Origin of the sequence: Flavobacterium ginsengisoli, from assembly GCF_029625315.1 — a bacterium.
GTDB classification, from domain to species: Bacteria; Bacteroidota; Bacteroidia; order Flavobacteriales; family Flavobacteriaceae; genus Flavobacterium; species Flavobacterium ginsengisoli.
In genome coordinates this window covers 1,821,212-1,833,280 of the sequence record NZ_CP121110.1, presented here as the reverse complement: position 1 = coordinate 1,833,280, position 12,069 = coordinate 1,821,212, and the positions used below count along the sequence as shown (strand labels likewise).

Sequence of the window (12,069 nt, the reverse complement as noted above, 5' to 3'; positions counted from 1 at the left end):
ATGTGATAATTAGTTGAATCTTAGACGTACATAAACGTGTTTGATTCCTTTTTTGTCTGACTCTCTTTCGTCAATTTCCAGAATATCAGTCAATGATTTAAGCATCGGAGTCAATTTAGAGAAACCATAGTTTCGAGGGTCAAATTCGGGTTTTTTCTTGACGATCAGATTCCCGACATCACCAAGAAATGCCCAACCATCGTCATCTTCAATATCTTCGATTGTAGCCTCAATAAGTTCAATGGTTTGTTTGTCAATTTTATGAAGTGCTTTCTCGGCAGGTTTTTCAATTGGCTTTTTGGTATCGGTAGTGGTTGTTTTAGGTTTTTTCTTTTGAATAGCTCCATCCAAAACCTCAATATAAATAAATCGGTCGCAGGCCACAATAAACGAGTTTGGCGTTTTCTTTTCTCCAATGCCAATTACTTTCATACCCGATTCACGAAGCCGAATGGCAAGACGTGTAAAATCGCTGTCGCTGGAAACAATGCAAAAACCATCTAATTTTCCAGAATAAAGCAAATCCATTGCATCAATAATTAGAGCAGAATCTGATGAGTTTTTTCCCACCGTGTAACTATATTGTTGAATAGGAGTAATAGCATGTTCTAATAAAACACCTTTCCAGCCATTTGCGTTTGGTTTTGTCCAATCGGCATAAATCCTTTTTGTAGTTGGCGTTCCAAGTTTTGCAATTTCTTCCATCATGCCTTTTACATTGCTATATGGCACATTGTCTGCATCAATAAGGACTGCCAGTTTTAAATCTTTTGAATTGCTTAAAGGCATTTGTTAAATATTTAAAATTTAATACTCTCAAAGTTAAAATTAAAATTGGGTTTTATCAGAATTGAATGATGAATATGTGTAATTATTGGCACTAATTAGTTTCATTATAAATAATATTTGATCTTTAGAAAAATAATTAAAGATAAATTTGTCTTTTATTTAAAACCTGTATATCTTTGTCTAGAATTAATTAGGGATGTATGTTTTCAAAAGCGTGTGAGTACGGAATAAGAGCTTCAATATTTATTGCAACCAAATCTTCTAAAGGGATTAGGGTTGGAATAAAAGATGTTGCGAAAGAAATTGATTCGCCAGAACCATTTACAGCCAAGATTATGCAGGTTTTAACCAAAAGCAGCATAATTCATTCAACAAAAGGAGTTGGGGGCGGATTTGAAGTTTCGCCAGAAGCATCGAAAAAAATAAAGTTAATTCAGATTGTAGATGCTATTGACGGAAATAAAATATACAGCGGTTGTGGAATAGGATTGAAAGAATGCTCAGAAGAACATCCTTGCCCAGTTCATCACGAGTTTAAGAAAATAAGAGGACTGCTGTTAGAAATGCTTAAAAATACAACTTTAGAACAGTTAGCTTCTGATGTGAAATCGGGAGATTTCTTTCTTAAAGCGACAAATGCGAACAATTAATATTATTAAATATCTTAAAAATGAATACAAAAACCAAAATTTCAGTACTAATCCTAATGGGATTTTTAGCAGTTACTTCTTGCGGTAAAAAAGAAACTACTCCAGCTGAACCGACAGAAACAACCGAAACTTCTACTGAAGGCGAACAAGCTCCAGCGGCTGCAGCCACAGAAGAAAATGTTTTAGTTATTGAAGGAAATGACCAAATGCAATTTAATGTAAATGAATTGAAAGCTGTTGCCGGAAAACCAATCAAATTGACTTTGAAACACGTTGGTAAAATCCCGAAAGAAGCAATGGGACATAATTTAGTGATTTTGCAAGAAGGAACAGACCAAGCGAGCTTTTGCGTTAAAAGCAAATGATGCCAAAGCAACTGATTATATTCCAGAATCTGAAAAAGCTTCAATCATTGCGCACACTAAATTAATTGGTGGTGGAGAAGAAGATACAATCGAGTTTACAATTGATAAAAAAGGATCATATCCATTTATTTGTTCTTTCCCTGGTCACGTAGCCATGATGAAAGGTGTATTAATTGTTGAGTAAATAATCAAAAGCTCCAAATGCTGTAACTGGCTTTGGAGTTTTTTTAAAAACTGATAAAGGATAAAAATGTCTTTTATTGAATGAGAAAAGAATGAAAAGAGAAAAAAATTATGGCTGGTTTTTGCATTGGTAATGAGTATATCATTTGCAGTGCTGGGTTATTATGGTTACGAAATCTATCAGCAGGCACCACCAGTTCCGAAAGAAATTGTAACCGATTCTGGTAAAGCCGTTTTTAGCGGAAGCGAAATTAAAGACGGACAAAATATCTGGCAAAGTATAGGTGGCCAGGAAGTGGGATCTATCTGGGGACACGGCGCTTATGTGGCCCCAGACTGGACCGCAGATTGGTTGCATAGAGAAGCCGTTTTTATATTGGATATTTATGCTAAGAAAGATTTTAATCAAAAATATGATGAATTAGACGCCGAAAAACAATCGGCTCTTAAGGTTCGTTTGCAGAAAGATTTAAGAACCAATCGATACGATGCTGAGACAGGAGTGCTCACCATTTCGGAAAATCGTTTGGCCGCAATTGAGTATTTAAGCGAATATTATAAAGGTCTTTTTACGAATGATCCTCAATTTGATAAGTTGAGAGAAGAATATGCGATTCCGAAAAACTCGATTAAAGATGAGGAGAGAATGCATAAAATGAATGCCTTTTTCTTTTGGGCAACTTGGGCAACAGTTACCAATCGTCCTAATGGAGATATTTCGTACACGCACAACTGGCCTTCAGATGAATTGGTAGGAAATACAGCTACAACCGAACTTTTAGCTTGGTCTGGAGTAAGTATAATTTTACTGATTTTGAGTGTCGGAATCTTAGTTTTCTATCATGCAAAATCAGGTGAAGAAGAAGAATTTCCGCTTCCAAAAGAAGATCCATTGATCAAGCAAAGCAAAACCAAATCTATGGGCTTGGTGACCAAATATTTCTGGATTGTGAGCTTGCTGATGGTTCTGCAAATGGTTTTCGGAATCATAACAGCGCATTATGGAGTGGAAGGAAATGGTTTATACGGAATCCCGATTGATAAAATTCTTCCTTATGCTGTAACGCGTACATGGCACACGCAATTGGCTATTTTCTGGATTGCTACAGCTTGGCTGGCAACAGGATTGTATATCGCTCCAGCAGTTTCGGGTAAAGATCCTAAATTTCAATGTTTTGGTGTCAACTTCTTGTTTGTTGCACTATTGATTATTGTTTTAGGTTCTATGGCTGGACAATGGTTTGGAGTAATGCAGAAATTAAATTTAGTTCAAAATTTCTGGTTCGGACATCAAGGTTATGAATATGTTGATTTAGGTCGTTTCTGGCAGATTTTCCTTTTAGTTGGACTGTTTTTATGGTTGGCTTTAATGATTCGTCCGTTACTTCCAGTTTTAAAGAAAAAAACAGAAGAGAAAAACCTAATCATCTTGTTTTTAGTTTCTTGTACTGCAATTGCCATGTTTTATGGAGCTGGATTAATGTGGGGAAGACAAACTAATTTAGCTATTGCTGAATATTGGAGATGGTGGGTAGTTCACCTTTGGGTTGAAGGATTCTTTGAAGTTTTTGCAACAGTTGTAATTGCCTTTCTGTTTGTTCGTTTGGGATTATTGAAAACGAAAACAGCGACTTTAAATGTGCTTTTTGCAACTATTATTTTCATGTCTGGAGGTATTTTAGGAACATTTCATCACTTGTATTTCTCAGGAACGCCAACTGCAATTATGGCTTTAGGAGCAACATTTAGCGCTTTAGAAGTGGTTCCGCTGACTTTAATCGGGTTTGAAGCGTATCAAAACTATAAAATCTCAAAATCAACACAATGGATTGTCGATTATAAATGGCCAATTTACTTTATGATTTCTGTAGCTTTTTGGAATTTCCTTGGAGCGGGAATCTTCGGATTCATTATTAATCCGCCAATTGCCTTGTATTATGTTCAAGGATTAAATACAACACCTTTACATGGACATACGGCATTGTTCGGAGTGTACGGAATGCTAGGAATTGGTTTGGTATTATTTGTACTGAGAAGTTTATACCGAAATGTAAGCTGGAATACCAAATTGCTTAAAATTACTTTTTGGTCTTTAAATATTGGTTTATTTCTAATGGCAATCTTAAGTCTTCTTCCAATTGGAGTTTGGCAGGCAATTGAAAGTATTAGTCACGGAATGTGGTACGCTCGTTCATCAGAATTAATGCAGCAGCCAGCAATGATTACTTTAAAATGGCTTCGAGCAATTGGAGATTCAATTTTCGGAATCGGGTTTATAACAATGGCCTGGTTTGTATTTGAACTGACATTAAAAAACAAAAAATAAAACACAAAAATAAATTGATTATCATGGAAAATTTAAAAAACAAAACAATAGGATCTTTTGTGGCTGAGGATTTTAGAACTGTCTGCAGTTTTTTCAAAATATAGAATAGATTTTTGCTGCAAAGGAAACCGAACAGTAACCGAAGTATGCGAAAAACAAAATATCGATGCAGATGCTTTACTAGAAAATGTATTGCAAGTTGTACAATCAGAAAATAGCGGAAGTATTGATTTTAATTCATGGCCGTTGGATTTATTGGCAGATTATATTGAGAAAACACATCATCGTTATGTAGAAGAAAAAACGAATATTTTACTACCTTTTTTGGATAAATTATGCAAGGTGCATGGAGCAAATCATCCTGAGTTATTTAAAATCAATGAATTGTTTATTGGCTGTGCAGGAGAATTATCTCAGCACATGAAAAAAGAAGAATTGATTTTATTTCCATTTGTAAAAAGAATGGTTAAAACCAAAGAATCAGACGGGATTTTATCTCAGCCATCTTTTGGAACCGTTTCCAATCCGATTGCGATGATGATGCACGAACACGATAATGAAGGCGAACGTTTTAGAGAAATCGTCGCGTTGACCGATAATTATACTCCGCCAGCAGATGCTTGCACGACTTACAGAGTGACTTTTGCTATGCTGAAAGAGTTTGAAGCTGATTTACACAAGCACATTCATTTGGAAAATAATATCTTATTTCCAAAAGCTGTGACACTAGAAAAAGACTTTGTTGAAGTAGAATAAAGGTTAATTTTAATAGTTCGAAAACATCGGTAATAATCCTCTAAAATGATAATTATCGGTGTTTTTATTTTAAACCATATAAGTAATATAAGTTCATTTAAAACAGACTTATAATTTTTCTTATATTACTTATATGGTTTAATAATTTTATAGGTTTAAAAGTTGCAATATGAATTCTCAAAAAGCTTGGATACTTTGCTGTTTTTTTAATTTTCTGATTGCCTGTGTTTTTGGATTATTAATGCGGTTTATGTATCTGTTTCCTTTAGATTTTTTAAACTATAGTTTTCTGCTTCATGCGCATTCGCATGTTGCCATGTTAGGCTGGGTTTATATGATCGTATATGTTTTGGTGGTTCATTTTTTTATTCCGAAAGAAAAAAGCCAGAAACCAATTTATAACCGTCTATTTTGGCTGACAGAATTTTCAGTAATCGGAATGATGATTGCTTTTCCAATTCAAGGATATGCTTTGTTTTCGATTGTATTTTCAACTATGCATATTTTGCTGAGCTATGTTTTTTGCCGTTTGGTTTGGAAAGATTGTTTAAGAGATAAATCTCCATCACAAAGACTTTTGTCGGTTTCGGTTTTATTTATGGTTTTATCGACTTTAGGCGTTTGGTGTCTTGGTCCAGCTGTAAGCACATTAGGAAAACAAAGTGCTTTTTATCAGATAGCGATTCAGTTTTTTCTTCATTTTCAATTTAATGGCTGGTTTATATTGGCAATTTTAGCTTTGTTTTTAAAACAATTTCAAAATAAAATTGATGAGGTAAAGTTTAAGAAGTTTTATTTTCTAATGGTTGTTTCTACGCTATTAACAGTTTGTTTTCCAGTTCGCTGGTTTATAGAAAATGATATTTTGAGTTATATCAATATTTGTGGAGTTATAATTCAATTGTGCGCTTTTATTTATTTCTATAAAATGTTGCAACCACAAATAAATCATTTCAAAAATTCTTTAGATAAAATTACAAAAATGGTTTACGGTTTGGCTTTGTGTTCTTTCTTTTTGAAAGTAGGAATTCAATTGCTGACTCTTTTTCCTAATCTGGCAGAAGTTTCACATCAAATCCGAAATTTTGTAATTGGTTTTATTCATTTAACCACTTTGGGAATTATAACAGGATTTTTGTTTGGAATTTTATTGCAAAATAAAATGCTTTCTGCTGATTCTTCAATATTAAAAATAGGAGTGAAGTGTTTTATTTCAGGATATGTTTTTACAGAAGTTTTATTGTTTCTTCAAGGCTGGTTTTTCTTTTTTGGAGAAGGAGCAATTCCAGGATATTTTCAAAGTATTTTGATATTGAGTATTCTTTTGGTTTTGGGATTGGTTTTAATAATGGCATCACTAGTAAATTTTCATTCCAATAATTTCAATAAATAAGTTCCGGAGAAATGATATATTTATAGAAGAGGGATGATAATATTATAAAGCTTCGGAGAAGCGAAATATGTATAGAAAACGTTTGGCGAAGATAAAAAGCTCCAGCGGAGCGACATATTTATAGAATCATATATTAGGATTGTAATTTGTTAACCTGATAAATATTTCGCTCCGCTGGAGCTTTCTATGTGGGTGATTTAGATTTTTCTATAAATATTTCGCTTCTCCGAAGCTTAACTTAGCTTTTTAGATAAATAAAAAACAAGAGTCAACTTTATTTCTAAACTTGCTCTTGTTCCTTACTAATTAACCTATTTAAATATCTATATTTTTGTCGCTTCTAGATTTATTGTTTCAATTGTTTTTTCATTATTAACTCCTAAACCTTCTTGCTGAAAAACCAATTCTCCTTCTGGATTAAAAACACTAATAATATTAGAGTGTGAAAAATCTATTGGAGAAATTTGTTTGTAATTAACAGCTAAAACGGTCGCAAACTCCCTCGTGTTTTCTTCAGATGAACGAAGGAAAATCCAAGGATCTTGATTCATTTTATTTTCGATTGCAAACGATTTTAATTTTTCGGGAGTATCTGTTTTCGGATCTATACTGACTAAAATCAATTTGACATGCTGTTTGGTTTTTTTCTCCAGTTTTGATTCAATATCGCGCATATCGGCAACTAATCTAGGGCAGGCCGCTTTACAGCTGGTGTAAATCATTACCATTACGAGAACATTTCCTCTGAGCGATTTTAATTCAATGTCTTTTCCATCTTGTGTTGTCCATTTTGATGGTAGATTATAAATTGATAAATCGCTGATTTCTTTTTTTGTTTCTGTCGTAACCTCTTTTTTATCAGATTCTTTACAGCTGTAAAAAGAGAATAAGAGAAGAAAAGCAATTGCTATTTTTTTCATTGTAAACTAATTTTAAATTAGATTTTTGGTTTTGTTGTGCTAGCACATCTAAAACCAAGATTTCGTGTTGAATATTGCGCTTTCAAGCTTCCTCTGAATGCGTAACGCATAAAAGCTAAGCATAATCCATTAAATCGGAAGCATTAACTGATCCGCTTCCGCAGAAAAGATTTTTGTCAGTGCTCTTGTCTTTTCTAGATTCTCCTGATAAAAAAATACTGTTGAAATCAGATGTCCATTCCCAAACTAAACCGTGCATGTCGTAAACTCCCCAGTAATTTTTGAAAGTTTTTCCAATTTCATTTTCATACGTTCTTGATTTCTCGTACCAGGACAAAATGTATTCGTTGAATTCTTTTTTGGTTCTAGCATCTATTTTTTTAGTGTCTGCCATTGCCACATATTCCCATTCGTCCATTGTTGCCAAACGTTTTCCTTGACATTCGCAGTATTTTTTTGCGGCAAACCAAGAAACGCTTGTTACTGGCGATTTAGGCTTTGCATTTCCAAAATCAAAATCATTTGTCCAGTATGAGAGATAACTTTTATCAGCAAAAATTCCTTTAATCTTTGATTTTTGATACGATGGATTCTTTTTGACAAATTCTAAAAACTCACTATTTGTTACAGGATAAATGTCTATGTAAAAAGAATTTACCGTTACAGGATTTTTAGAAACGGCTCCATAAAGAGGGACAAAAGATCCCTCTTTTATGAAAACCATTCCTTTTTCTTGAGCTTTCATGACACTAACTGCAGAGAAAAAGAGAATTGTAAGTATGAAAAGGTGTTTTTTCATGCTAGAAGTTTTGCTGTTATCTTAAAGCTTTTACCATTTCTGGAGTAACTTCGGTTTTGTTGTTGCCCCAACTGTTGTAAATGTATGTCAATACATTTGCGATTTCATCATCAGATAAATTCTGAGCAGGCATTACGTTGTTGTATTTTTTACCGTTAACAGTTACTTCTCCAGTTAAACCGTGTAAGATCGTTTTAATAGCGCGTTTAGAATCGGCATTTAAATAATCTGATTTTGCCAAAGGAGGGAAAGTGCTAGGAATTCCTTGCCCTTCAGATTGATGACAAGCAAAACAAGTTGTTCCGAAGATTTCTTTTCCGATTTTCACTTTTTCTTCAACAGTACGTTTCGGAACTGTTGTTTTAGTAGCTGTAGCGCCTGGCATTTTTTGGATTGTTCCACCTTCAGGCAAATAAATACCTTCCTGAATAGTTCCAGAATAGATGTTTTTATCTTCTTTCCCTTCCACTTTCAACATTCCCAACGCACCTTTATTAAATGCTCTAAAAATAGAGTGATCAACCAAGATAAAAGTTCCTGGAGTTTCTACTTTAAAATCTACAATTGCGGCGCCTCCAGCAGGAATCAAAGTCGTTTGTACATTTTTATTTACTGTGCTTCCGCCTTCAACATGCACATTATCAAATATTTCTCCAATCACGTGAAAAGAAGAAACTAGATTTGGTCCTCCGTTTCCAACAAACAGACGAACAGTTTCTCCAACTTTTGCTGTTAATTCATTTCCATTAGTTAAAGAACCTACTTTTCCGTTAAAAACAACATAATCAGGAGTTTCTTTTACGGCTTTGTTCATATCAAACGGCTGAAGACCTTTTGCGCCATATTCGCCTTGAGTGTAAAAATCACCCTGCATTACATAATATTCTTTATCAACAGGAGGAAGTCCGCCTTCTGGTTCAACCAAAATCAATCCGTACATACCATTTGCAATGTGCATTCCCACGGGAGCTGTTGCACAGTGATATACATACAATCCAGGATTTATAACTTTGAAACTAAATACTTTTTCATGTCCTGGCGCTACAAGAGATGAGGTTGCTCCACCACCTGGTCCAGTTACGGCATGTAAATCTATATTATGAGGTAATTTATTATCAGGATGGTTTTTTAAGTGAAATTCAACTTCATCACCAACACGTGTTCTAATAAAGCTCCCTGGAACAGAACCTCCAAATGTCCAATAGGTATATTTTACACCATCAGTCATTGTACCTTCTTGTTCCTTAATTTCCATGTTTAGTTTCAGTTTCATCGCCGTTCTGTTTCCGACTGGTTTTGGAACGTGAGGGGGCGATGTAAGTTCAGCATCCATTTCACCTTCAGTCATAATGTTTGCATAATTTTTAGCTTCTTCTTTTTTACAACTTGCTAAAATTAACAGCATAAATAACGAGCAGATAAGAACGCTTGTTTTAATCCGGTTTTGTTAGTTCTTTTCATGATATGTTTAGATTTTTTTGGGTTAAATTTCTAAACAAAAATAAAAGACTTATTTGTCCTTTATTATGATATTAATCATGTTTTTACATCATTACAGAGCTAAAGACTTTTTGGGTATTAATTTAATATATGTAAAATCTTACTATTTTATGATAGCATAATATTTTTCAATAAAAATAATTGAGGCTCTTCATTTTAAATTAATATTGATTATTTTTGCTCGCTGATAAAGTAAAAAAAATTACTACATATATTATGGTAAAAGATTTATTCGAAAGAATTCAGGACAATAAAGGACCTTTAGGAAAATGGGCTTCTCAAGCAGAAGGTTATTATGTTTTCCCAAAGTTAGAAGGAGAGTTGGGTCCTAGAATGCAATTTCACGGAAAAAATATTTTAAACTGGAGTTTAAATGATTATTTAGGTTTAGCTAATCATCCAGAAGTTCGTCAGGCAGATACAGATGCAGCAATTCAGTTTGGTGCAGCTTATCCGATGGGAGCTCGTATGATGTCTGGACACACTACGTACCACGAACAATTAGAAAATGAATTGGCTGAATTCGTAATGAAAGAATCTGCTTATTTATTGAATTTTGGTTACCAAGGAATGGTGTCTATTATTGATGCTTTGGTTACTAAAAATGATATTATTGTTTATGATGTAGATTCACATGCTTGTATTATTGATGGTGTTCGTTTACACATGGGTAAACGTTTTACATACAAACACAATGATTTGGAAAGTATGGAGAAAAACTTGCGGCGTGCTACTAAAATGGCAGAAGAAACAGGCGGAGGTATTTTATTTATTACTGAAGGTGTTTTCGGAATGCGTGGACAGCAAGGAAAATTAAAAGAAATCGTTGCTTTAAAGGAAAAATACAATTTCAGACTTTTAGTAGATGATGCCCACGGATTTGGTACATTAGGTAAAACTGGTGCTGGAGCAGGTGAGGAGCAAGGAGTTCAAGATGAAATCGATGTTTATTTCTCTACTTTTGCAAAATCTATGGCTAATATTGGAGCTTTCGTAGCAACTGATAAAACGGTTATCGATTATTTGAAATACAACTTACGTTCTCAAATGTTTGCTAAAGCTTTACCAATGATTCAAACAATTGGTTCTTTGAAACGTTTAGAGTTATTACGTAAATCTTCTGCAATTAAAGATAAACTTTGGGAAAACGTAAATGCATTGCAAAACGGTCTTAAAGAAAAAGGATTTAATATTGGAGATACAAATACTTGTATTACACCAGTTTACTTAGAAGGAAGTATTCCTGAGGCAATGGTGATGGTAAACGATTTAAGAGAAAATTATGGTATTTTCCTTTCTATCGTGGTTTATCCAGTTATTCCAAAAGGAATTATTTTATTAAGAATGATCCCTACAGCTTCTCACACATTAGAAGATATCGAAGAGACTTTAACAGCTTTCGAGGCAATTCGTGAGAAATTGACTAACGGAACTTATAAAGAAATTGCTGAGCGTACAACTGTAGATGTTTCGTAAATTTCACTAAAAATAGATTCTCTTAAATGGGAATTATGTAAAAAAATCCATTTGTTCTACGAATGGATTTTTTTTTATTTGAGGTAACTTTATATCATAATCACAAAATAAAAATGAGGAATTATGAAAAAAGTACTAACACTAACAGCAGTACTTGTCTTGTCAATTTTTGCTTCTTGTAAAAAAGAAACAACAAAAACAGAGCCAGTACAAATTACACCAAGTCCGCCAAAAGAAGCTGAAATTTTAGAACCAGCTGGAGATCAATGCTACGCTTGGAAATCTAATGGAAGCGTAATAGAAATGAGTTTTAATGTTAATTCCCATCAGGAAGTAAACGGAAAACTAAGTTATAATTTGGTTGGAAAAGATAAAAACGAAGGAACTTTAATAGGAAATATGAAAGGTGATACTTTAGTTGCCGATTATACTTTTAATTCAGAAGGAGTTTCTTCTGTAAGAGAAGTTGTTTTTCTACAAAAAGACGGAACTTTTATTGAAGGATACGGAGATGTTGTAGAAGCAAATAATAAAGTTTCTTTTAAAGATAAATCAAAACTAAAATTTGATGCTAAAAATACTTTGGTTAAAGTAGATTGCAAAGTAGAGTAATGATGTGTTTTATAAATTGAAAAATCCATTCGTTTGGGGGCGAATGGATTTTTTTATTTTTGAAATTATGATTTATCTGTAGACTTAAGTCTATTTATATAATCGCTAGAATTTCCGTTCCAGTAACATTTTGAGCAACGATCATTGTTAAATTCGTGTTTGCAATTTTCATATCCATAAATATAATGCGCACATTCTGGACATAGGTTTTTCATGACAGATGAATCTACGTAAAATTCGCTACGACATTCGTCGCAAACTATTATTGAAGATTTATTTAAGTCCATAATAACTGAAAAC

Annotated in this window: 10 protein-coding genes and 2 pseudogenes; 8 read left to right on the top strand and 4 right to left on the bottom strand. The window is 33.5% G+C overall.

Translation table 11 applies throughout. From position 1 onward, the window contains the following. Positions 1-9: 9 nt before the first annotated feature. Positions 10-789: an NYN domain-containing protein gene (locus P5P87_RS08525; RefSeq protein WP_198857046.1), complete on the bottom strand. Its 780-nt coding sequence runs from the start codon at positions 787-789 to the stop codon at positions 10-12. A 200-nt stretch (positions 790-989) separates the two neighbouring features. On the opposite strand from P5P87_RS08525, the gene P5P87_RS08520 reads away from it, so the two are divergent. From P5P87_RS08520 to P5P87_RS08495, 6 genes and pseudogenes are all read left to right on the top strand, one after another. Next, complete coding sequence (locus P5P87_RS08520; protein WP_278022235.1) at positions 990-1,439, top strand: RrF2 family transcriptional regulator; 450 nt, start codon at positions 990-992, stop codon at positions 1,437-1,439. A 20-nt stretch (positions 1,440-1,459) separates the two neighbouring features. After that, the gene (locus P5P87_RS08515) at positions 1,460-1,804 is read left to right on the top strand and encodes a cupredoxin domain-containing protein (RefSeq protein ID WP_278022234.1); all 345 of its coding nucleotides are present in this window, start codon (positions 1,460-1,462) and stop codon (positions 1,802-1,804) included. A 19-nt stretch (positions 1,805-1,823) separates the two neighbouring features. Continuing rightward, on the top strand, positions 1,824-1,988 hold the full coding sequence (locus P5P87_RS08510; RefSeq protein ID WP_340696690.1) for a plastocyanin/azurin family copper-binding protein: 165 nt from the start codon (positions 1,824-1,826) through the stop codon (positions 1,986-1,988). Positions 1,989-2,120: 132 nt separating this feature from the next. After that, complete coding sequence (locus tag P5P87_RS08505; RefSeq protein WP_278022233.1) at positions 2,121-4,313, top strand: nitric-oxide reductase large subunit; 2,193 nt, start codon at positions 2,121-2,123, stop codon at positions 4,311-4,313. 23 nt (positions 4,314-4,336) lie between these two features. Then, a pseudogene (gene ric / locus P5P87_RS08500) lies at positions 4,337-5,069 on the top strand (iron-sulfur cluster repair di-iron protein). Between the two features lie 169 nt (positions 5,070-5,238). Continuing rightward, positions 5,239-6,462 (top strand): hypothetical protein, encoded by a 1,224-nt coding sequence (locus tag P5P87_RS08495; protein WP_278022232.1) that lies wholly within the window; start codon positions 5,239-5,241, stop codon positions 6,460-6,462. A gap of 323 nt (positions 6,463-6,785) precedes the next feature. Here P5P87_RS08495 and P5P87_RS08490 read toward each other — a convergent pair whose 3' ends face one another. From P5P87_RS08490 to nirK, 3 genes and pseudogenes are all read right to left on the bottom strand, one after another. Beyond that, entirely contained in the window at positions 6,786-7,382 is a 597-nt protein-coding gene (locus P5P87_RS08490) for an SCO family protein (RefSeq protein ID WP_278022231.1), read from the bottom strand. A 17-nt stretch (positions 7,383-7,399) separates the two neighbouring features. Further along, positions 7,400-8,181 (bottom strand): annotated as a pseudogene (locus tag P5P87_RS08485) (formylglycine-generating enzyme family protein). A 16-nt stretch (positions 8,182-8,197) separates the two neighbouring features. After that, complete coding sequence (gene nirK / locus P5P87_RS08480) at positions 8,198-9,529, bottom strand: copper-containing nitrite reductase (RefSeq protein WP_422854095.1); 1,332 nt, start codon at positions 9,527-9,529, stop codon at positions 8,198-8,200. A 368-nt stretch (positions 9,530-9,897) separates the two neighbouring features. Here nirK and capB point away from each other — a divergent pair, with 368 nt between their 5' ends. Next, the gene (capB, locus tag P5P87_RS08475; protein WP_278022778.1) at positions 9,898-11,157 is read left to right on the top strand and encodes a cysteate-C-fatty acyltransferase; all 1,260 of its coding nucleotides are present in this window, start codon (positions 9,898-9,900) and stop codon (positions 11,155-11,157) included. Positions 11,158-11,280: 123 nt separating this feature from the next. Next, a complete protein-coding gene (locus P5P87_RS08470) occupies positions 11,281-11,769 on the top strand; it encodes a hypothetical protein (RefSeq protein WP_198857055.1) in 489 nt (162 codons plus the stop codon). Positions 11,770-12,069: the final 300 nt, after the last annotated feature.

Bases quoted from the DNA above. Each gene is read 5' to 3' on its own strand.
- P5P87_RS08525 (WP_198857046.1), bottom strand. From the start codon at position 789: ATGCCTTTAAGCAATTCAAAAGATTTAAAACTGGCAGTCCTTATTGAT.
- P5P87_RS08520 (WP_278022235.1), top strand. From the start codon at position 990: ATGTTTTCAAAAGCGTGTGAGTACGGAATAAGAGCTTCAATATTTATT.
- P5P87_RS08515 (WP_278022234.1), top strand. From the start codon at position 1,460: ATGAATACAAAAACCAAAATTTCAGTACTAATCCTAATGGGATTTTTA.
- P5P87_RS08505 (WP_278022233.1), top strand. From the start codon at position 2,121: ATGAGTATATCATTTGCAGTGCTGGGTTATTATGGTTACGAAATCTAT.
- P5P87_RS08495 (WP_278022232.1), top strand. From the start codon at position 5,239: ATGAATTCTCAAAAAGCTTGGATACTTTGCTGTTTTTTTAATTTTCTG.
- P5P87_RS08490 (WP_278022231.1), bottom strand. From the start codon at position 7,382: ATGAAAAAAATAGCAATTGCTTTTCTTCTCTTATTCTCTTTTTACAGC.
- nirK (WP_422854095.1), bottom strand. From the start codon at position 9,529: ATGACTGAAGGTGAAATGGATGCTGAACTTACATCGCCCCCTCACGTT.
- capB (WP_278022778.1), top strand. From the start codon at position 9,898: ATGGTAAAAGATTTATTCGAAAGAATTCAGGACAATAAAGGACCTTTA.
- P5P87_RS08470 (WP_198857055.1), top strand. From the start codon at position 11,281: ATGAAAAAAGTACTAACACTAACAGCAGTACTTGTCTTGTCAATTTTT.